The organism is Pseudaeromonas sharmana (genome assembly GCF_042649925.1).
Classification (GTDB): domain Bacteria; phylum Pseudomonadota; class Gammaproteobacteria; order Enterobacterales; family Aeromonadaceae; genus Pseudaeromonas; species Pseudaeromonas sharmana.
The window spans coordinates 201,955-221,492 of the sequence record NZ_JBHSAF010000006.1; the positions used below are offsets into that span (position 1 = coordinate 201,955).

Below are 19,538 nucleotides of genomic sequence, written 5' to 3' on the forward strand. Positions count from 1 at the left end.
TAGCTATCCTCAATGGTTAGTCGAGCGTCACGTTATTGAGCATGCCTCCGTCGGCTGCGACCCCACCATCGAGCTTGATCATCAGACGGACATCGTTGGCCGAGTCGGCATGCGCCAGGGCCTCGTTATAACCGATAACGCCTTGACGGAACAGGTCAAACAGCGATTGGTCGAAGGTGACCATGCCCTGTTCCCGCGACTTGCTCATCACCTCTTTCAGGCGATGCAGCTCACCCTTCATGACGATGTCCTTGACCAGAGGGGTATTGACCAGCAGCTCGAACGCTGCCCGGCGCCCCTGTCCATCTCGGGTCGGGATCAGCTGTTGTGCCACTATCCCCTTGAGATTACAGGAGAGATCGTACAGTAGTTGACGATGCTTCTCCTGCGGCACCAGGTGCATGATCCGCTCCAGCGCCTGGTTGGCGTTGTTGGCGTGTAACGTGGCCATGCACAAGTGACCGGTCTCGGCAAACGACAGGGCAAACTCCATCGTCTCCTGCGAGCGGATTTCACCGATCAATATGACATCCGGAGCCTGACGCAAGGCACTCTTCAGTGCCGCATCAAACGATTCGGTATCCGTCCCCACCTCACGCTGCGTAATCAGGGAGCGTCCGTGATGATGAACGAATTCGACGGGATCCTCGATCGTCAGTATGTGTCCATCCGTCGTCCGGTTGCGATAGCCGATCATGGCGGCCTGGGTCGTCGACTTACCTGCTCCCGTCGCCCCGACAAACAGTAACAGTCCACGCTTGGCAACACCCAGCTCGCGCAGGATGCCAGGCAGGAATAGCTCCTCGATGGTCGGAATTTCGGTCACGATGCGGCGACAGACCATCCCCGGCGAGCCCATCTGCCAAAAGCAGCTGACACGAAAACGCCCGAGATCCGGGCGTTGGATGGCAAAGTTGGCCTCATACGACTGGCAGTAACGCTCGAACAACGCCGGCGTCATGATTTCGCGAATGAACTCCAGCACCATGCCATCATCCAGCTTGACGTTGCCCAGCGCCGTCAGGCGACCGTTCACCTTGAGACAAGGCTCAATACCGTTCGACAGGAACAGGTCCGACCCCTTCTGGTCGATTAATACCCGTAACAAACCATCAATTTTCATCGGTTATCCTTAGATGCTGTTAGGGTCCATCGCCTTGGCCTTAGCGTCCGCGACCGACACCTGACCACGGGAAACCAGCTGTTTCAGGCATTGATCCATGGTCTGCATACCGTGAATCATCCCGGTCTGGATAACGGAATACATCTGGGCAATCTTGTCTTCGCGGATCAGGTTCCGGATAGCAGGAATACCGATCATGATCTCGTGCGCCGCCACCCGACCACCGCCAATCTTCTTCAACAGCGTCTGGGATATAACGGCACGCAACGATTCTGACAGCATGGAGCGCACCATGTCTTTTTCCGCCCCCGGGAACACGTCGATGATACGGTCGATGGTTTTCGCCGCCGAGCTGGTGTGCAGGGTACCGAATACCAGGTGACCGGTTTCAGCCGCCGTCAGCGCCAGGCGGATGGTTTCGAGGTCCCGCATTTCACCGACCAGAATGATATCCGGGTCTTCACGCAGTGCCGAGCGCAGGGCGTTACTGAAATTCAGCGTGTCGCGATGCACTTCACGCTGGTTAATCAGGCTGCGTTTATTTTCATGCAGGAATTCGATGGGGTCTTCAATCGTCAGAATATGGTGATGGAAGTTGTCATTGATGTAGTCGATCATCGCCGCCAGTGTGGTGGACTTACCCGAACCGGTCGGCCCGGTGACAAGAACCAGCCCGCGAGGATACTCGCAGATGGGCCGGAATATCTCCGGAGCACTCAACTCTTCGAGCGTCAGCACTGTACTGGGAATGGTACGGAACACCGCGGCGACACCCCGGTTCTGATGGAAGGCGTTAACCCGGAAACGCGCCAGATTCGGTACCGCAAACGAGAAGTCGACCTCCAGGTTCTCTTCCAGCTCTTTGCGCTGATGATCGTTCATGATGTCGTAAATCAGGCTGTGCACCTGACGGTGCTCCAGCGCCGGCAGATTGATCTTGCGAACATCGCCATCAACCCGAATCATCGGAGGCACACCGGCAGAGAGGTGTAGATCCGAGGCTTTATGCTTTACACTGAACGCCAATAATTCTGTGATATCCATGTGTTATCCACTCTTGTTACGTCAATCTGGACGAAAAAACAGCATGAGCGACATTGCCCACCATCTACAACAGGTCCAGGCACAAATTGCCACCGCCGCCGGCAAGGCCGGACGTGCGCCTGACGAGATCCAGTTGCTGGCAGTCAGCAAAACCAAACCCCTGAGCGCAATCCAGGAGGCCTACGCGGCAGGACAACGCCGATTTGGCGAATCCTATGCACAGGAGGCTGTACTCAAGGTACAAGCCGCCCAAGCCGCAGGACTGGAAATCGAATGGCACTTTATCGGCCCGTTACAGTCCAACAAGACCCGTCCGGTTGCCGCACACTTCGACTGGGTCGATAGTGTCGACAGATTGAAAATCGCCGAACGGCTCAACGAGCAACGCCCCGATAGCCTTCCACCGCTGAATGTCTGTATCCAGGTGAATATTAGCGGAGAAAGCCAGAAATCGGGTACAACCGACGCCGCAGTTTTCGATCTGGCGCGAGCAATCAGTGCTCTGCCCCGACTGAGGCTGCGTGGGTTGATGGCCATCGCCGAGAATACCGACGATGAAGGAGCCATTCAGCGCAGTTTTTCACAACTTCATGATCTTTTCGTGCATCTGCACGAATCTTTCCCGTCCATGGATACCCTCTCCATGGGCATGACCCAGGATCTCGAGATCGCAGTAGCCAGTGGCAGCACCCAGGTGCGCATCGGTACCGCAATTTTCGGGGCAAGAGAATACAGGCAGGAATAATGGAACAACGCAATATCGCTTTTATCGGTGGCGGCAATATGGCCCGCAGCCTGGTGAGTGGATTGATTCACGCCGGCTACCCTGCAGCATGCATCCGGGTCACGGATCTGGATCAGGATAAACTCGATGCCTTACAGCAGGAGTTTGGTGTCCAGACCTTTCTCGATAATTTCGCTGCGGCAGACGGTGCCGACGTGCTGGTGCTGGCGGTCAAACCCCAATACATGGCCGAAGCGCTCGACGAGCTGACCGAACGTCTCGGTACCTATGGCGAGCGGCTGGTGATCTCGATTGCAGCCGGGATCAGCGTCACCCGTCTGAGCGCCCTGCTGGGCGGCCATCGCCGTATCGTCCGTTGCATGCCAAACACGCCGGCCTTGATTGGTCTTGGCATGACAGGGCTGTTCGCCGATCCCAGTGTCCCGGTTGCCGATTGCGGCTTCGCTGAAAGCATGCTGCAGTCCGTCGGCAAGACGGTCTGGGTTGGAACTGAGTCCGGGATCAACAGCGTGATTGCAGCATCTGGTTCGGCCCCGGCCTACTTCTTCCTGTTCATGGAGGCCATGGCGGCTGAAGCCCAGCGCATGGGCTTCTCGGCAGAACAGGCACGCCTGCTGGTGCAACAAACCGCCCTCGGCGCGGCCCAGATGGTGGTCGATAATCCGCAGTTGGAACTGGCAACCCTGCGTGCCCAGGTCACCTCAAAGGGGGGCACGACGGCAGAAGCAATTCGCTCTTTTGAAGAGCAGGGGTTGGCCAACATGGTCAGCACCGCCATGCAGGCCGCCGTAACGCGCGCCGAAGAGATGGAAACACTGTTCTGAGGTCGCACTATGACGCAAACCCTGATTTTTCTCGTTTCAACCCTGTTTGATCTGTACCTGATGGTCGTGCTGCTGCGGGTCTGGCTGCAGTGGGCACGCGCCGACTTTTATAACCCGCTGAGCCAGTTCACCGTCAAGGCCACCCATCCGATACTGGCGCCACTGCGTCGTATCATTCCCTCGCTGGGTGGCCTGGATCTGGCCGGCATCGTGCTGGCATGGCTGGTCTCGCTGCTGAAGTTTGTGACATTAAGCCTGCTGTTGGGGGGGTTACCGCAGATCAGCGTGCTCCTGATCTTCAGTGTACTGCTGGTGCTGAAACAGGCGGGCTCCCTGCTGTTCTGGATCCTGGTCGTTCGTGCCATCCTCAGTTGGGTCAGTCAGGGGCGTAACCCGTTTGACTTTGTGCTGATTCAACTGACCGAGCCGCTGCTGTCACCGATCCGCCGCATCATTCCACCGCTTGGCGGGCTGGATCTGTCGGTGTTGGTCCTGTTCCTGCTGCTGCAGGCGCTGAATGTGTTTTTGTCGAACTCCGGCTGGTTCGGCATGATCTGGCAACAGCTCTAGCATGCCGGCCGTGCGTCTGGAGGGGGGCGACTTGTGGCTGGATCTGCTGATTCAGCCCAAGGCCAGCCGCGATCTCATCGTCGGCTTGCATGGAGAGGAACTGAAGGTGGCCATCACGGCGCCACCGGTTGACGGCCAGGCCAACAGTCACCTCATCAAGTTCCTCGCCAAGCAGTGCCGGGTGGCCAAAGGACAAGTGTCGATCGTGCGTGGTGAATTGGGCCGTCACAAGTCCGTCCGCATCACTGCGCCCAAACAGATTCCTGACGAACTCAAGCCGCTGCTGCACCCGGAGTGACCCCATCTGAATGCATGGAGCAGAAAGCAAAAGGGCTGTCATCGACAGCCCTTTGTTCCTTGCGCGGTATAGTGCCAACTCGGGCCGACTAGGTCGGCCGGCGCGCCTGCTGATCCAGCTCGGCCAGTTTGCTGACCATCTGCTCGCGAATCACCTCAGAGCATTCTCGCACCTGATCCCGCGCCCACTGCTGGCTATCCACCGGCGCCAGCATCTCAATCCAGACTTCGCCATTATCCCAGCGATTGAGATCCACCTGAGTGGCGTAGCTGGATGCCACGATCGGCACAATCGGAACCCCAGCCTGCATTGCCGTATGGAAGGCACCAGTCTTGAACGGCAACAAACCACGACCACGGGAGCGAGTACCCTCCGGGAACATCCAGATCGACAACCGGCGTTCACGGATCTTATCCACTACCTGACGAATGGTATCAATCGCACGAGCGCGATTGCTGCGATCGATCAGGATGTTGCCTGACAGGTAAAACAGAATACCGAACAACGGTAACCAGACCAGGCTCTTTTTACCCACCGCCACCACGCCGGGCTGGACCGCACAGGTCAACACCACTATGTCCCAATTCGTCTGGTGATTGGCCACGTAAACAGCAGGCCCCAGCTTGTCGATTCCGGGCGGAATCTTCAGATGCACTTTCAGGCCGATCACGGGCAACGCGAAGCGCAACAAGCGATTGGATAACCAATAGACATTCGTCCTATGCCGCGGACGTAACAGACAAATGGCCAGACCGAGCAAAAACCAGAGCACCATCATCAGCCCGAGAACCAACAGGCGAATCAGTTTGAGCATACAACCCCCTTGTTAAGAGCCGGCAGTATAGCACCGTCCCCAGAGCCTCAGGCAACCATGCCGCGCCAGCTCCCGTAACGCAGGTTTCACACTGGTGATTCGTCATCCGTGTCGATAGACTCCCATTATTTCGCTGACACCAAGAGCCGCCCATATGACCCTCTCCCGCCGCTACCGTTTACTGTGCCTGAGCCTGTCGTTATCTGCTGCCGGCTGCAGCAGCCTGCCTGCCGATCCCCCCGCCGAGCAACGCGTTGACATCGCGGCCGCACGCGCCATCTACCATGGCCCCATCGACTGGTATGGGGTACACCGCTTGCAATCCCTGGCCGGCAAGCATGCCCTCCGGGTGCTGGAAGTGGATAGCCGCGGCGGAGATGCCGAAGCGGCGATGGCGCTGGGGTACTGGATCCACCAGCACAAGCTGAATCTGGAAGTGACCCGTCTGTGTCTGGAGAATTGCGCCAACTATCTGTTTCCCGCGGCGCGTAACAAGCTGATACAACCCGGCGCCATAGTGGCATGGCAGGGCAATCTGCAATACCAGTTACAACAACAGCTGAATCCCGCGGCGAACCAACCCCAACCCGCACCATTACCGGTGGATGAACTGAATGCTTTGCGCAAACAGGTATCGCTGGAGGAGATCTTCTTCAAACGCCTCGGTGTGGACAGCCGCGTCTGCTGGATTGGGAAACTACCCCCCTATAACGCACACGGCGCCTTTGTAATGCCGCCGGAAGATCTGCGGCGCTTCAACATCAACGGCGTACGCACCGAAAAAGAGTACTCGGCTCGTAGTGTCTCGCGCTGGCAATCCCAGCTACAGGTGCAAAAAGTGGTACTACCCTACGGCGGGGCACTGTGAGCACTGGTTTTTTCGATTGAAAGCGCATTCTTGATGCAATGAGGGGGAGGTGGCGCCCAAAAAAGCACCAGCGCAGTGGGCGTCATCCTGTCGATGCGTAAGATGGGCCTCTGATGTAATGCAACCGGACCGGGCCTATGTCGTTCCTTGTCAACCGCTGGCTGATGCGCACCCTGTGGCTATTGCTCCCCTGCCTGCTCTGGCTGGGTACCAGCGCCATGCTGGCCGATGGCTGGGTCAAATTGCAGCTGGGTGCGTTACATCAGCGCCTCGGGGAGCACATCCAAACGACGCTGGATGAATCAGAATCCCTGTTGCAACTGCTGGCAGACAAATCCCAAGGTCATTGTTCGACCGAGACCCTCTCTTTGATGCGCAGCCTGGCTTATGACTACGAGGAGATCCGAGAAGCCGCCGTTCTGCGACAAAACAGCATCGTCTGCTCATCCTGGGGGCGCCACCATCCAGCCATTCCGGTCGCCACCAGCGCCAGCGAATATCATGCCGGCTCGCGCCAGTTTGCGCCGCTGTATGGCTCGGCCTTCAGCGATCTGAAGAATTATTCGTTGATCATGGGGCTCGGTCTGGCAGAAGGGGTCGGCGTCAACCTGCTGCTGGTGCCGGAAGCGCTCTTCACGCCGTTACAGGGTACCGACCTCCCCTATCGCGCCCGTCTTTCGCTGTCACACGATGGCCAGCCGCTGGCTGAAGCCGGATACGGCGAGTCCCTGCTGATGTTCGATACCCCCCTGCTGCGGCGGGCTTTTCCAGAGGGGCCTTATGTCGACCAGCAACAGATTGGCCCCCTGCAACTGCAGATCTATCTCGACGCCATGTTGTTCTGGCGTAGCTGGCTCTGGGCGCTGCCGCTCACCGCCGGCGTGCTGTTGCTATTGGGGGCCGTCCCTTACCTGCTTTGGCGCCGGGTAAAACAGGGGCGCTGCCATCTCAGCCATGCCGTCAGCCATGAACTGGCGCGAGCCATTCGCCGACATGAGTTTTTTATCCAGTACTTGCCGACGATGAATCATGAAACCGGAGAGTGCATCGGTGCCGAAGCCCTGATCCGCTGGCGTCACCCTCGTCAGGGCATCATCATGCCTGACTTGTTCATTCCGATTGCCGAGCGCACCGGCATGATAGTGCCGATGACCCAGTGGCTGATCGAGCAGCTGGCCGTGGAAATGGGCGGCTGGTTGCGCGCACATCCGGAGTGTTATCTGTCATTGAACGTCAGCTCGGCGCATTTCGAGTCAAAGCTGTTCCTGCGCCGCGCCGTGCAGACCCTGCAACGGCATGGCATAGCGCCCGACCAGATCACGCTGGAAATCACCGAGCGCGACCTGCTGGACAAGTCGGATGAATCAACCCGCAAGGCGTTACAACTCGCCAACCAGTATGGTTTCAAGCTGGCGATCGATGACTTCGGCACCGGCTACAACAATCTGGCGCGCCTGTATGAGTTCGGCTTTGAACTGATCAAGATCGACCGCAGCCTGGTGCGCACCGCCGTCGACAAACAGGGCGGGGATCGGGTATTCGACGCCGTCCTCACCGTCGCGAACGGTTATGGGGCACCGGTGCTGGTGGAAGGGGTAGAACAGATCACCGACGTGGCCTTTCTGGCAACAAGGTCAATTCACAGCCTGCAGGGCTGGTATTTCTCCCGACCGGTGGGAGCGGCCGACTTCCAGCAATTCCATGGCCGCCACTCGTCACCTGACGTGACGACCACAGAACAGACCGCGGACGATCCTCAACTGGTCACCTTGTACTCCTGATGCCGTCTGGTTGCTGGACCACGGCGGGTAGGGTGAATTGCGCCGGCGCCGCCTATCTGCAGCCGACAACCGGCCATTGTCGCCACCTCGACCGGCCCAGACTAGGCTTCCTCATCCCAAGGCATGGCGGGTAACTGCGCCAGGTACTCAGCGTAGCGCTCTTCGCTAAACGGCTGCCCGGTCTCCTGCATCATCATGATTTCCGCCCCGAGCGCACAGGCAATCAGATGCCGCGCCTCATCCTGAGCATGCCCGGTCATCGCCAGGCGCATCAGCGTCGCCTTGACGCAGGGCGGGTAATTATCACTGAGCTGGTTTTCGACCATCTCCAGCAGCAAGTCGCCATCAAAAATCGGCTCATCCTGATTCATCGTTCTCTCCTCAGTGTCGGGGGCCCCTGCCCCCGCACAGACTTACGCCTCGGCCGGCAACGGCTCCAGCTCGATCCTGTCTACCCGCTGCAGCCCACGCGGCAACTTGGCACCACGCCGGCCGCGTTCACCGCGATACAGTTCCAGATCCGCGGGTTTGAGGGTCAGCTTGCGCTTGCCGGCATGCAAGGTCACTGGCTGTTGTGGCCCGATGACCGCCACCTGCGTCACAAACTCTTCCCGGCTGGCCACCCGGCTGCCCGGTATGCCAATCAACTTGTTGCCCTTGCCTTTGGCCAGCTCCGGTAAATCCGCTAACGGGAACAACAGCATGCGCCCCTCATTGCTGATCACCAGACACAGACTCTCGGCCAGCGTGGCGATCGGCTGCGGCGCCATGACCTCTGCGCCCTCTGGCAAGGTCAACAGCGCCTTGCCGCTCTTGTTCTTGCTGACCAGATCGGCATAGCTACAAATAAAGCCATAACCGGCGTCGGAGCAGATCAGGAACTTCTCTTCGTCGTTACCCAACAACAGATGGCGCGCCTGTTCACCAGGATTCAGGCTGCAACGTCCGGTCAGCGGTTCCCCCTGGGAGCGCGCCGAAGGCAGGGTATGCGCCTCCAGCGAGTAGGTGCGGCCCTGATTGGTCATGAACACCACCTGCTGGTTACTGCGTCCGGTGGCCGCCGCCAGATACTGATCGCCAGCCTTGTAGGAGAGGCCGGCGACATCGATGTCGTGGCCCTTGGCCGCCCGCACCCAACCCATCTCCGACAGCACCACAGTGACGGGCTCGCTCGGCGTCAGCTCTTTCTCGGTCAGAGCCTTGGCCTCTTCGCGCTCCACCAGCGGTGAACGACGGGCATCACCGTATTTTTCGGCATCGGCCAGCAGCTCCTTCTTCAGCAAGGTATTGAGGCGGCGTTCGGACCCCAGCAACGCCTGCAACTGCTCGCGTTCGGCGGCCAGCTCATCCTGTTCGGCACGGATCTTCATCTCTTCCAGCCGCGCCAGTTGCCGCAGCCGGGTATCCAGAATGTAGTCCGCCTGCTCATCCGACAGGCCGAAACGCGCCATCAGTACCGGCTTGGGTTCATCCTCGGTACGGATGAGGTGGATCACCTCATCCAGATTGAGGAAGGCGATCAACAACCCTTCCAACAGGTGCAGGCGACGCTCCACCTTGTCGAGGCGGAACTGCAAGCGCCGGCGCACCGTCTCGCGGCGGAAGCTCAGCCACTCGCCGAGCAGGGTGCGCAGATCCTTGACCTGGGGCCGGTTATCCAGCCCGAGGATGTTCAGGTTGACGCGGTAGCTCTTCTCCAGATCGGTACTGGCAAACAGGTGCTGCATCAGCTGCTCGACATCGACCCGGTTTGAGCGCGGCACAATCACGATGCGCGTCGGATTCTCATGATCGGCTTCATCGCGCAGATCACTGACCATCGGCAGCTTCTTGGCCTGCATCTGGGCGGCGATCTGCTCGAGGATCCGGGCTCCCGAGGCCTGATGCGGCAATGCCGTGATGACGATATCGCCATCCTCGATCCGGTAGACGGCCCGCATGCGAATCGAGCCACGCCCGGTCTCATAGACCTTGCGCAGTTCGGCACGCGGCGTGATGATTTCGGCGGCGGTCGGGTAGTCCGGCCCCTGAATATGCTGCATCAGGGTGGCCACATCGGCATCCGGCTGCTCCAGCAACATGACACAGGCATGGGCCACTTCGCGTGCGTTGTGCGGTGGAATGTCGGTGGCCATACCGACCGCAATGCCGGTAACGCCATTGAGCAGGATATGTGGCAAGCGCGCCGGCAAGAACGCCGGCTCTTTCAGGGTACCGTCAAAGTTGGGTACCCACTCCACTGTGCCCTGCTCCAGTTCCGAGAGCAGCACCTCGGAGAAGCGCGACAGGCGCGCCTCGGTATAACGCATGGCGGCAAAGGACTTGGGATCGTCCGGCGCCCCCCAGTTACCCTGGCCATCCACCAGCGGATAGCGATAGGAAAACGGCTGCGCCATCAGCACCATGGCCTCGTAGCAGGCCGAGTCGCCATGGGGGTGGTACTTACCCAGCACGTCACCGACGGTGCGCGCCGATTTCTTGTGTTTGGCCAGCGCCGAGAGGCCCAACTCGCTCATCGCATAGATGATGCGCCGTTGCACCGGTTTGAGACCATCGCTGATATGTGGCAGCGCGCGGTCCATGATCACGTACATGGAGTAGTTCAGGTAGGCCTGTTCGGTGAACGTGCGCAACGGCAAGCGTTCAATCCCTTCCAGGCTCAGTTCGGCATCACTCATGGGACTGTGGGTTCCAATTCAACAGGATGACAGCAATCAACGGGTAATGATGACATGACTGTCGGCGACAAAAAAGCAAGAGACCTCAAGGATCCGGCGATGCCGCGTCATTTGGCCCGTCGGTGGCATTCTCTGCCGTCAGTTGCAGGCGGGCGCGCCAGCCCGTCCAGTCAAACGCGGGCCCGGGATCCGTTTTGCGCCCGGGTGCAATATCGCAGTGCCCGACGATGCGTTGCGGGGTAATCGCCGGGTAGACACGCATCAATAACCGGGCCAGGTGTGCCAGTTGCTGATACTGCGCCTCGGTATAGCCGCCCTCATCGGTCCCCTCCAGCTCGATGCCGATAGAGAAATCATTGCAGGCGCTACGCCCCTGAAAACTCGACACCCCGGCATGCCAGGCGCGCAGGGTGAAGGGGACATACTGCACCACTTCGCCATCGCGCCGAATCAGACAGTGCGCAGACACCTGCAGGCCGGCGATCGACGCAAAGTAGGGGTGCGCCATCGGGTCGAGGCGGCCCATGAACAGATCATCGATCCAGGGGCCGCCAAACTCCCCCGGCGGCAAACTGATACCGTGCACCACCAGCAACGAGATCTCCCCATCCGGCCGCGGATTGCAGTGCGGCGAGGGCTGGCGCCGGCAGAGTGCCAGCCAGCCCGCATCGATATGCCCGTTATGACTCACGTTTGCCTCACTATCGTTCATTGCCTACACCCCCCATCGCAAGCTGACGCACGCCTAGCGCGGTGCGAGCCACGCGCTGCGCAGGAGCCAGCTGCCGACAGGCCCCCTTCATGTTATCCTTATCGACACAGACAGGCTTGCATATAACGGCTAGCTCGCACAAGACTCGCGAGCATTAGCCCTGCCAATACAGGACCTTACATGTTAGAACACGATATTCAACGCGCCGTCACGGCCGCCCTGGAAGAAGATCTCGGTGGCACCCTGGACCCGCATGCCGACATCACGGCCCAACTGATCCCCGCCGCCAAACAGGCCACGGCCTTCGTCATCACCCGCGAAGCCGGCGTGTTCTGTGGCCGCGCCTGGGTCGATGAGGTGTTTCGCCAGTTAGGCAATGACGTCAACGTCCTCTGGCAAGTACAGGATGGCGATGCCGTCCAGCCGAACCAGGAGCTGTTTCGGCTGCAGGGGCCGGCCCAGAAGCTGCTAACCGGTGAGCGCACCGCACTGAATTTTGTCCAGAGCCTCTCCGGCGTCGCGTCACTGGTCGCCCGTTATGTGCAAGAGATTGCCGGCACCCGTTGCCGGCTGCTGGATACCCGCAAGACGGTGCCCGGTTTGCGTACCGCGCTGAAGTATGCCGTCACCTGTGGCGGTGGCAGCAACCACCGCATGGGATTGTTCGACGCCTATCTGATCAAGGAAAACCACATTCTGGCCTGTGGCGGTATCGCCGCTGCGGTGACCCGGGCGCGCGAGCTGGCCCCGGGCAAGCGGGTTGAAGTCGAGGTCGAGAACCTGGATGAACTGCAGCAGGCGCTGGCCGCCCAGGCCGACATCATCATGCTCGATAACTTCGAAGTGCCGATGATGGAACAGGCGGTGGCCATCAATCAGGGGCAAGCCAAGCTGGAGGTCTCCGGCAATGTCAGCCTGGCGACCATTCGCCGCTATGCCGAGACCGGCGTCGACTTTATCTCGGTCGGCGCCCTGACCAAACATGTGCATGCGCTCGACCTGTCGATGCGTTTCCTGTAACCCACCTGCCCGCCCCCGTCACGCCACCGCCGCGTCGGGGGTCGGGTCACAGCCCCTCTCGCCAGCAGCATAATCTGCGGCCGCGGCGGCCACGCACCACCGCCAGCCCTTTGCAGCATTTATCGTGTAAAGACTTAATTTACAAAGCCTTTTACTCTGCGCTTGCCAGGCTGTGGCGCGCATGAGAGGCTTTTCATGGTAAATGTGTCACTTGACGGCGGCAAAGTCGTAAAAAATGGCCTTTACTTTTAGTGGTGCCTCACAGTTTCACATAATCAGTCCCGCAAACAGCGTGGTCAGGGATGTACCCAGGAGCGCAAATGGAGCTATTATCGGCGCTGTGGTGGCACGCCACCCCTTCCTCAGGAACGATAAACGTAAGGAAACCTGATTATGAAAAAGCAAACCGGTTTTACCCTGATTGAATTGATGATCGTTGTTGCCATCGTCGCCATCCTGGCTGCGATCGCGCTGCCGGCGTACAACAAATACACCGCACGCTCCAAGTTCACCGAAGTTGTCACCGCAACCAACGGCGTCAAGCAACAGGTTGAACTGTGCATTTATGATCTGGGCACCAAGACTGGGTGCACCAGTGAAGAAAGTGGAGCCGGCTGGAACATCAAAGCAGCCGATGCTTACGCCACAAAATATGTCGCCACCATTGCTGTGGCTGATGGAACCATCACAGCAACAGCAAATAACGTTGAAGGTCTTGACGGTGAAACCTTTATTCTGGTTCCTACTGTCGAAGCTGGTGGTCAGGTCACCTGGACAAACGATACCGGCTCATGCCGTGCTGCTGAACTGTGCTAATCAACAACGTTTGATGGCCATTTAAATACAGCAATGCCACCTTCTGGTGGCATTGTTTATCACTTCGATGCTTAAAAGGGCAATTGCATGACGGCAACCGCAAGTGGCCTGGCCATGAGCCTCGTCGCCTCCTCCTTGCTGAGCGATGAGGATACCCGACGTTATAGCGCCGAGGCCAAACAGCAGCACAAACCGCTGATCACCTTCCTGGTGGATAACAAGATTCTCGGCAGTGCCGCCCTGGCCGAATTTTGCGAGCAGGAGTATGGGGTACCTCTGCTGGATCTCGATGCCTTCGACCTGAGCGAGATCCCGCAGAAATACCTCAACAGCAAGCTGATCGACAAGCACCATGCGCTGCCGATCTACACCCAGGGCCACACCCTGTACGTGGCCATGTCGGACCCGACCAATGTCGCGGCGCTGGAGGACTTCGGCTTCAGCTTCGGCCTGCACACCGAGGCACTGCTGGTCGACGAGCTGAAACTGCAAAAGGCCATCGTCAAGCTGACCGAGGGGGTCGCCGAAGCGCTGGGGGTCGACAGCCTGCACGACAACGACATCGACGGCCTCGAGGTCGGCGATGACGACCTCCACGAGGACAAGGCGCCAAGCAATGACGCCGATGACGATGCGCCGATCGTCAAGTACATCAACAAGGTGCTGCTGGATGCCATCAAGCGCGGCGCCTCGGACTTGCACTTCGAGCCGTACGAGACCAAATACCGCATCCGCTTCCGTATCGACGGCATACTGCACGAGATCGCCTCACCGCCGGTTAACCTCGGCAGCCGCTTCGCCGCTCGCCTCAAGGTCATGTCCCGGCTGGACATCGCCGAACGCCGGCTGCCACAGGATGGCCGTATCAAGCTGAAAGTCTCGGCCACCAAGGCGATGGACATGCGCGTCAACACCCTGCCGACCATGTGGGGCGAGAAAATCGTGCTGCGGATCCTCGACTCCTCGGCGGCGCGCCTGAACATCGAGCAGCTCGGCTACGACAGCGAACAGAAAACCACCTACCTGAATGCCCTGGCCAAGCCCCAGGGCATGATTCTGGTCACCGGCCCCACCGGCTCCGGGAAAACCGTCTCGCTGTACACCGGGCTGAACATTCTCAACACCTCGGAGCGCAACATCTCCACCGCCGAAGACCCGGTAGAAATCAACTTGCCCGGCATCAATCAGGTCCAGGTCAACCCCAAGGCCGGTTTGTCGTTTGCCAGCGCGTTGCGCGCCTTTTTGCGTCAGGATCCGGACGTGGTCATGGTCGGGGAAATCCGCGATCTGGAGACCGCCGAGATCGCCATCAAGGCCGCGCAAACCGGTCACCTGGTGCTGTCGACGCTGCACACCAACTCCGCCGCCGAGACCCTGACCCGTCTGATGAACATGGGCGTGCCGGCGTTTAACATCGCCTCGTCCGTCACGCTGATCATGGCGCAGCGCCTGGCACGGCGGTTATGTGATAAATGCAAGGCCCCGGAGCAGATCCCGGCGCATGAGCTGCTGGCATTGGGCTATAGCCAGCAGCAGATCGATGCCGGTTTGCAGCTGTATAAACCGGTCGGCTGCCCGGAGTGCTCGGGGGGCTACAAGGGGCGGGTCGGTATCTACGAGATGCTGAAGATGTCCGAGGCCATCGCCAACCTGATCATGGAAGGCGGTAACTCGCTGCAGATCGCAAGCCTGGCACAAAAAGAGGGCATGCGGACCCTGCGCCAGACCGGCCTCGAAAAGGCACGGCTGGGCATCACCAGCCTCGCCGAGGTCAACCGCGTCACCAGCGGTTAACCGCTTGCCGCCGCAACCTAGGCATGTCACCTCGGGCACACGCGGCCCGATCGTGAGCCTCTGCCGGCACAGGATGAGAGCGCCGATACCGGGCGTGCAACGGATGAGTGTAGGAGAAGGCGCTGCGCATGATGCGTGGCGCGGATGGACCTGATACAGCAGAGAAGGAAGCAGGATGGCAGTCAACACAGGCACCCGCGACAAGATCGAAGCCAAGAAGTTCTACCCCTTCGTGTGGGAGGGGGTCAACCGCAAGGGCCAGAAGGTATCTGGCGAAATGCAGGGCGAGAACATCAATCTGGTGAAGAACGAACTGCGCAAGCAGGGCGTCAACGTCAGCAAGATCCGCCGCAAGAGCCAGTCGATCTTCTCCAAATACTCTGGCGCCATCAAGGCCATGGACATCGCCATGGTGTCGCGGCAGATTGCTACCATGCTGGCAGCCGGTGTGCCGCTGGTGCAGACCTTGCGTCTGCTCTCCAGCAGCCATGAAAAAACCACGATGCGCGAACTGCTGGCGAATATCTGTGCCGAAGTCGAAAGCGGCACCCCGCTGTCGCAGGCCCTGAAGAAACACCCGCGCTACTTTGACGATCTGTATGTTGATCTGGTAGCCGCCGGTGAGCAATCCGGTGCCCTGGAGCAGATCTACGACCGGATTGCCGTCTACAAGGAGAAGGCCGAGGCGCTGAAGTCGAAGATCAAGAAGGCCCTGATGTATCCGGCGGCGGTCATGGCCGTCGCGGTGATCGTCACCACCATACTGCTGCTGTTTGTCGTGCCGCAGTTCGAGGACATCTTCAAGAGCTTCGGCGCCGAGCTGCCGGCGTTCACCCAGATGGTGATTGGTTTGTCACGCTTCTTGCAGCACTCCTGGTATTTCTTCTTTTTGGGGATTGTGGGCTTCGTCTTTTTATTTGTGCGCGCTCACCGCAACTCGCAGAAGGTGCGCGACGAGGTCGACAAGGCAATCCTCAAGTTGCCTATCGTCGGCATGATACTGCATAAAGCCTGTCTGGCGCGTTTTGCCAGTACGCTCGCCACCACCTTCGCCGCGGGTATTCCGCTGGTAGAAGCCCTGATCTCGGCCGCCGGCGCCTCGGGCAATGCGCTGTACCGCGATGCGGTGATGGCGGTACGCAACGAAGTCATGGCCGGCATGCAGATGCACATCGCGATGCGCACCGTCGAAGTGTTTCCGGACATGGTGACCCAGATGGTGATGATCGGTGAAGAGTCCGGTAGCATAGACGACATGCTGTCCAAGATCGCCGGTATCTATTCGCAGCAGGTCGACGATGCCGTCGATGGCCTCTCCAGCCTGATCGAGCCACTGATCATGGTGATTCTCGGCGTTCTGGTCGGCGGCCTGGTGGTGGCCATGTATCTGCCGATCTTCAAGCTGGGTAGCGTCGTACGCTAACCCATGGCTAGCGGTTCAGGCCCGTCCCTGACGGGCCTTTATTATTTATCGAGAAAGGACAGCAAAGATGTTGTTAGCGCTTAGCGAGCAGTTTCCCTGGCTCTATCTGACGTTGGTCACCCTGCTGGGGCTGCTGGTCGGCAGCTTTTTGAATGTCGTGATCCACCGTCTGCCGATCATGCTGGAACGCAGCTGGCAGCAAGAATTCCACAGTTATTTCCATCCGGAGCAGGCGGCTCCGCCATCGAGCGCGCCTTACAACCTGGTGCTACCGCGCTCGGCATGCCCGCATTGTGGCCATCAGATTCGGGCATGGGAGAACATACCGCTCATCAGTTGGCTATGCCTGCGCGGGCGCTGCAGCCAATGCCAGGCAGCCATTTCACCCCGCTACCCGCTGGTGGAGCTGGTCAGCGGCATCATGACGCTGGTCATCGCCCTGCAACTGCCGGCAGGTCTGCAACAATGGAGCGCCATCCTCCTCGGCTGGGTGCTGCTGGCGCTGACCTGCATCGATCTGGACAAGATGCTGCTCCCCGACCAGTTGACGCTGCCGTTGCTGTGGCTGGGGTTGCTGCTGAATAGCCAATCGCTGTTTGTTGCCCTGCCGGATGCCGTCTTCGGTGCTGCCGCAGGCTATCTGGTGCTATGGAGTCTGTACTGGGGCTTCAAGCTGCTGACCGGCAAGGAGGGCATGGGCTATGGCGACTTTAAACTGCTGGCCGCATTGGGCGCCTGGCTCGGCTGGCAGGCCTTGCCGCTGATACTGATTCTGGCATCCTGTGTGGGTGCCGTGGTCGGCATTGGCCTGCTGCTGCTACGCCGGCACCAGCAGGGGAATCCAATTCCGTTTGGCCCCTATCTGGCCACCGCCGGCTGGATCGCCTTGCTCTGGGGTGAACAGATCAACCACTGGTACCTATCGACCTTGCTTTGAGTACGAAACCGCCATGAGTAATTTTATCGTCGGTCTCACCGGAGGCATCGGCAGTGGCAAGAGCACGGTTGCCAACCTGTTCAGCGAACTCGGGGTGCCGGTGATCGATGCCGATCTGCTCGCCCGGGAGCTGGTGGCCCCGGGTTCAGCCGCCCTGGCCGCCATTCACGCCCGGTTTGGCGACACTATGTTACTGGCCGATGGCAGCTTGGACCGTGCGCAGATGCGGCAGCAGATTTTCGCCGATCCGCAACAGCGGCGCTGGCTGGAAGCCTTGCTGCATCCGCAGATCCGCAGCGCCATCCTGCACGCCTGTCAGCAAAATACCGCCGCCTATGTCATCCTGATGGCCCCGCTGCTGTTTGAAAATAAGCTCGAGACGCTGGTCAATCGCGTGCTGACCGTCGACGTCAGCGTCGAAACCCAGATCGCGCGCACCTGTCAACGTGATGGCAATGACCGCACGCTGGTGGAAGCGATCATCGCGGCACAAGTGCCGCGCGACACCCGTCTGGCGCTCAGCCATGATGTCATCGACAACGAGCAGCGCTCGCTGGAGCAGTTGCGAGCCCACGTTAGTCAGTTACATATCAATTATTTGGCGTTTGCCTCTCAACACTTGCCGTGAATGACAGTACACTCGCCCATCATCTTATTGTTTCCGGCCACCGAGCCCGATAGCCCAGAGCCATGCTGACTTACGAATTCCCACTCAACGAGAAGAGCCGGACTTACCTGCGCTTCGATGCCCTGTTCCAGTTGCTGCGGCAAAATGCCGCTCAGGAGCGCAGCGGGCAAGCCATCAGCTTTTTTAAAGCCTTGTTTGATTTCATTGAACTCTCCGAGCGCTGCGACATTCGCACCGACTTGATGAAAGATCTGGAAAAGCAGCGCCAGAAGTTGGAGTCCTTGCGCCAAATGCCCTCGGTGGATACCGAGAAGCTGCAACAGTTGCTGGATCTGCTGGCCAGTCTGATTTACGAACTACCGCGCTCGGTTCGCGCCGGCACCCGCTTCAAGGAGGACAAGTTCCTCTGCAGCATCCGCCAGCGCTTTGCCATCCCGGGTGGGCTGTGCCCATTCGATGTGCCCATCCTGCATCACTGGCTGGGACAACCATTGACCACACGCGTCAGCGATGCAGAAAACTGGCTCAAGGAGCTGGATCTGCTGATGCGTGCCACCGATCAACTGTTACAGTTATGGCGCGAAAGTGGTCATTTTCAGGCTGAACTGGCCCGTAATGGCTTCTATCAGGACAATGCCGACGGTGCCGAGCTGGTACGTCTGCAAGTCGACCCTGCCTGTGGCCACTATCCGACATTGAGCGGTCACAAGACACGTTTTGCTATCCGCTTCCTGCCGCTGGGTGACATCGAGACCAACGATATCGCCTTCCAGTTGGCCTGCTGCTGATTGCCGCCAGGAGAAAAACGCATGGTCACCGAAGTCAAGTGCCCGACCTGTGGTCAGCCCGTGGTCTGGGGCGAGCAGAGCCCCTATCGCCCGTTTTGCAGTAAACGTTGCCAGTTGATCGACTTTGGCGAATGGGCAAACGAAGAAAAGCGGATCGCCGGTGAGTCCGGTGAGCCGGACAGTGATATCTGGTCCGAAGGCAACGGGGGGCCGACGGCACCTTGAGCAGCCAGCCCATGTGGCTGGCTTACACCTTGTCCGTGCCGTCAGTCGACCGCAGCGCCATCACGGCTTCTACGATCGGGGTATTGGCCTCTGGAAACACATAGCCCGCCAGTGCGGGTATAGCAACCCAAGACACGGCCTGCCCCTCGCGCCCGGTTGGCTCACCACTAAAGCTCGTCACGCGCCAGACATCCAGCCGGACCTGTTTGTCCACATAGTCATGATCCACCACCATCAGGGCACGGCATGACAGCACCCGGATCCCCAGTTCCTCATAGAGCTCCCGCGCCAGAGCCTCTGGCAGCGACTCCCCGGCCTCAACCTTGCCACCTGGAAATTCCCATTTCCCTGCCTGGTGTTGACTGGCACCACGGCGACTGATCAATACCGCGCCGGCGCCATTTTCAATGACACCGACAGCCACATGCACTCGACTCATCTGCCTACTCT

The 19,538-nt window shown here is 59.3% G+C and carries 21 protein-coding genes; 14 read left to right on the top strand and 7 right to left on the bottom strand.

The genetic code is table 11. From position 1 onward, the window contains the following. Window positions 1-16: 16 nt before the first annotated feature. On the bottom strand, window positions 17-1,123 hold the full coding sequence (locus ACFOSS_RS07420; RefSeq protein WP_377151562.1) for a PilT/PilU family type 4a pilus ATPase: 1,107 nt from the start codon (window positions 1,121-1,123) through the stop codon (window positions 17-19). 9 nt (window positions 1,124-1,132) lie between these two features. Further along, window positions 1,133-2,167, bottom strand: a complete 1,035-nt coding sequence (gene tapT / locus ACFOSS_RS07425) for a type IVa pilus ATPase TapT (RefSeq protein ID WP_377151563.1) — start codon at window positions 2,165-2,167, stop codon at window positions 1,133-1,135. A 43-nt stretch (window positions 2,168-2,210) separates the two neighbouring features. Between tapT and ACFOSS_RS07430 the strand changes: the two genes are divergently transcribed. The 4 genes from ACFOSS_RS07430 to yggU are packed head-to-tail and all read left to right on the top strand — an operon-like array spanning window position 2,211 to window position 4,604. Continuing rightward, window positions 2,211-2,912, top strand: a complete 702-nt coding sequence (locus ACFOSS_RS07430) for a YggS family pyridoxal phosphate-dependent enzyme (RefSeq protein ID WP_377151564.1) — start codon at window positions 2,211-2,213, stop codon at window positions 2,910-2,912. Beyond that, window positions 2,912-3,736 carry a pyrroline-5-carboxylate reductase gene (gene proC / locus ACFOSS_RS07435; protein WP_377151565.1) on the top strand — a complete coding sequence of 275 codons (825 nt, stop codon included), beginning with the start codon at window positions 2,912-2,914 and terminating at the stop codon, window positions 3,734-3,736. Before ACFOSS_RS07430 ends, proC begins: the two co-directional genes overlap by 1 nt. A gap of 9 nt (window positions 3,737-3,745) precedes the next feature. Next, window positions 3,746-4,306 carry a YggT family protein gene (locus ACFOSS_RS07440; protein ID WP_377151566.1) on the top strand — a complete coding sequence of 187 codons (561 nt, stop codon included), beginning with the start codon at window positions 3,746-3,748 and terminating at the stop codon, window positions 4,304-4,306. Window position 4,307: 1 nt separating this feature from the next. Beyond that, a complete protein-coding gene (yggU, locus tag ACFOSS_RS07445) occupies window positions 4,308-4,604 on the top strand; it encodes a DUF167 family protein YggU (RefSeq protein ID WP_377151567.1) in 297 nt (98 codons plus the stop codon). A gap of 88 nt (window positions 4,605-4,692) precedes the next feature. On the opposite strand, the gene ACFOSS_RS07450 is transcribed toward yggU, so the two are convergent. Then, window positions 4,693-5,418: a 1-acylglycerol-3-phosphate O-acyltransferase gene (locus ACFOSS_RS07450; protein ID WP_377151568.1), complete on the bottom strand. Its 726-nt coding sequence runs from the start codon at window positions 5,416-5,418 to the stop codon at window positions 4,693-4,695. Window positions 5,419-5,572: 154 nt separating this feature from the next. Here ACFOSS_RS07450 and ACFOSS_RS07455 point away from each other — a divergent pair, with 154 nt between their 5' ends. Next, on the top strand, window positions 5,573-6,286 hold the full coding sequence (locus tag ACFOSS_RS07455; protein WP_377151569.1) for a hypothetical protein: 714 nt from the start codon (window positions 5,573-5,575) through the stop codon (window positions 6,284-6,286). Window positions 6,287-6,423: 137 nt separating this feature from the next. Then, the gene (locus ACFOSS_RS07460) at window positions 6,424-8,067 is read left to right on the top strand and encodes an EAL domain-containing protein (protein ID WP_377151570.1); all 1,644 of its coding nucleotides are present in this window, start codon (window positions 6,424-6,426) and stop codon (window positions 8,065-8,067) included. A gap of 101 nt (window positions 8,068-8,168) precedes the next feature. Here ACFOSS_RS07460 and ACFOSS_RS07465 read toward each other — a convergent pair whose 3' ends face one another. The 3 genes from ACFOSS_RS07465 to ampD all read right to left on the bottom strand — a co-directional run bounded on the left by ACFOSS_RS07465 (window position 8,169) and on the right by ampD (window position 11,436). After that, on the bottom strand, window positions 8,169-8,438 hold the full coding sequence (locus ACFOSS_RS07465; protein WP_377151571.1) for a hypothetical protein: 270 nt from the start codon (window positions 8,436-8,438) through the stop codon (window positions 8,169-8,171). Window positions 8,439-8,480: 42 nt separating this feature from the next. Then, window positions 8,481-10,745, bottom strand: a complete 2,265-nt coding sequence (parC, locus tag ACFOSS_RS07470; protein ID WP_377151572.1) for a DNA topoisomerase IV subunit A — start codon at window positions 10,743-10,745, stop codon at window positions 8,481-8,483. An 85-nt stretch (window positions 10,746-10,830) separates the two neighbouring features. Beyond that, entirely contained in the window at window positions 10,831-11,436 is a 606-nt protein-coding gene (ampD, locus tag ACFOSS_RS07475) for a 1,6-anhydro-N-acetylmuramyl-L-alanine amidase AmpD (protein ID WP_377151573.1), read from the bottom strand. 201 nt (window positions 11,437-11,637) lie between these two features. Here ampD and nadC point away from each other — a divergent pair, with 201 nt between their 5' ends. The 8 genes from nadC to yacG all read left to right on the top strand — a co-directional run bounded on the left by nadC (window position 11,638) and on the right by yacG (window position 19,088). Further along, window positions 11,638-12,477, top strand: a complete 840-nt coding sequence (gene nadC / locus ACFOSS_RS07480) for a carboxylating nicotinate-nucleotide diphosphorylase (RefSeq protein ID WP_377151574.1) — start codon at window positions 11,638-11,640, stop codon at window positions 12,475-12,477. A gap of 393 nt (window positions 12,478-12,870) precedes the next feature. Then, window positions 12,871-13,293 (top strand): pilin, encoded by a 423-nt coding sequence (locus tag ACFOSS_RS07485; RefSeq protein ID WP_377151576.1) that lies wholly within the window; start codon window positions 12,871-12,873, stop codon window positions 13,291-13,293. Window positions 13,294-13,380: 87 nt separating this feature from the next. Continuing rightward, entirely contained in the window at window positions 13,381-15,087 is a 1,707-nt protein-coding gene (gene pilB, locus ACFOSS_RS07490; protein WP_377151577.1) for a type IV-A pilus assembly ATPase PilB, read from the top strand. Between the two features lie 175 nt (window positions 15,088-15,262). Next, window positions 15,263-16,510 (top strand): type II secretion system F family protein, encoded by a 1,248-nt coding sequence (locus tag ACFOSS_RS07495; RefSeq protein ID WP_377151578.1) that lies wholly within the window; start codon window positions 15,263-15,265, stop codon window positions 16,508-16,510. A gap of 67 nt (window positions 16,511-16,577) precedes the next feature. Then, window positions 16,578-17,447 carry a prepilin peptidase gene (locus tag ACFOSS_RS07500; RefSeq protein WP_377151580.1) on the top strand — a complete coding sequence of 290 codons (870 nt, stop codon included), beginning with the start codon at window positions 16,578-16,580 and terminating at the stop codon, window positions 17,445-17,447. A 13-nt stretch (window positions 17,448-17,460) separates the two neighbouring features. Further along, a complete protein-coding gene (coaE, locus tag ACFOSS_RS07505; protein ID WP_377151581.1) occupies window positions 17,461-18,075 on the top strand; it encodes a dephospho-CoA kinase in 615 nt (204 codons plus the stop codon). Between the two features lie 62 nt (window positions 18,076-18,137). Then, the gene (gene zapD, locus ACFOSS_RS07510) at window positions 18,138-18,863 is read left to right on the top strand and encodes a cell division protein ZapD (protein WP_377151582.1); all 726 of its coding nucleotides are present in this window, start codon (window positions 18,138-18,140) and stop codon (window positions 18,861-18,863) included. Window positions 18,864-18,884: 21 nt separating this feature from the next. Further along, window positions 18,885-19,088, top strand: a complete 204-nt coding sequence (yacG, locus tag ACFOSS_RS07515; protein WP_377151583.1) for a DNA gyrase inhibitor YacG — start codon at window positions 18,885-18,887, stop codon at window positions 19,086-19,088. Window positions 19,089-19,110: 22 nt separating this feature from the next. Here yacG and mutT read toward each other — a convergent pair whose 3' ends face one another. After that, window positions 19,111-19,527 (bottom strand): 8-oxo-dGTP diphosphatase MutT, encoded by a 417-nt coding sequence (mutT, locus tag ACFOSS_RS07520; protein ID WP_377151584.1) that lies wholly within the window; start codon window positions 19,525-19,527, stop codon window positions 19,111-19,113. Window positions 19,528-19,538 lie beyond the last annotated feature (11 nt).

Coding starts and splice junctions, on each gene's coding strand:
- nadC (WP_377151574.1), top strand. CDS start 11,638: ATGTTAGAACACGATATTCAACGCGCCGTCACGGCCGCCCTGGAAGAA.
- ACFOSS_RS07455 (WP_377151569.1), top strand. CDS start 5,573: ATGACCCTCTCCCGCCGCTACCGTTTACTGTGCCTGAGCCTGTCGTTA.
- parC (WP_377151572.1), bottom strand. CDS start 10,745: ATGAGTGATGCCGAACTGAGCCTGGAAGGGATTGAACGCTTGCCGTTG.
- ACFOSS_RS07430 (WP_377151564.1), top strand. CDS start 2,211: ATGAGCGACATTGCCCACCATCTACAACAGGTCCAGGCACAAATTGCC.
- proC (WP_377151565.1), top strand. CDS start 2,912: ATGGAACAACGCAATATCGCTTTTATCGGTGGCGGCAATATGGCCCGC.
- ACFOSS_RS07440 (WP_377151566.1), top strand. CDS start 3,746: ATGACGCAAACCCTGATTTTTCTCGTTTCAACCCTGTTTGATCTGTAC.
- yacG (WP_377151583.1), top strand. CDS start 18,885: ATGGTCACCGAAGTCAAGTGCCCGACCTGTGGTCAGCCCGTGGTCTGG.
- mutT (WP_377151584.1), bottom strand. CDS start 19,527: ATGAGTCGAGTGCATGTGGCTGTCGGTGTCATTGAAAATGGCGCCGGC.
- ACFOSS_RS07450 (WP_377151568.1), bottom strand. CDS start 5,418: ATGCTCAAACTGATTCGCCTGTTGGTTCTCGGGCTGATGATGGTGCTC.
- tapT (WP_377151563.1), bottom strand. CDS start 2,167: ATGGATATCACAGAATTATTGGCGTTCAGTGTAAAGCATAAAGCCTCG.
- ACFOSS_RS07420 (WP_377151562.1), bottom strand. CDS start 1,123: ATGAAAATTGATGGTTTGTTACGGGTATTAATCGACCAGAAGGGGTCG.
- zapD (WP_377151582.1), top strand. CDS start 18,138: ATGCTGACTTACGAATTCCCACTCAACGAGAAGAGCCGGACTTACCTG.
- ACFOSS_RS07465 (WP_377151571.1), bottom strand. CDS start 8,438: ATGAATCAGGATGAGCCGATTTTTGATGGCGACTTGCTGCTGGAGATG.
- ACFOSS_RS07500 (WP_377151580.1), top strand. CDS start 16,578: ATGTTGTTAGCGCTTAGCGAGCAGTTTCCCTGGCTCTATCTGACGTTG.
- ACFOSS_RS07460 (WP_377151570.1), top strand. CDS start 6,424: ATGTCGTTCCTTGTCAACCGCTGGCTGATGCGCACCCTGTGGCTATTG.
- ACFOSS_RS07485 (WP_377151576.1), top strand. CDS start 12,871: ATGAAAAAGCAAACCGGTTTTACCCTGATTGAATTGATGATCGTTGTT.
- coaE (WP_377151581.1), top strand. CDS start 17,461: ATGAGTAATTTTATCGTCGGTCTCACCGGAGGCATCGGCAGTGGCAAG.
- pilB (WP_377151577.1), top strand. CDS start 13,381: ATGACGGCAACCGCAAGTGGCCTGGCCATGAGCCTCGTCGCCTCCTCC.
- yggU (WP_377151567.1), top strand. CDS start 4,308: ATGCCGGCCGTGCGTCTGGAGGGGGGCGACTTGTGGCTGGATCTGCTG.
- ACFOSS_RS07495 (WP_377151578.1), top strand. CDS start 15,263: ATGGCAGTCAACACAGGCACCCGCGACAAGATCGAAGCCAAGAAGTTC.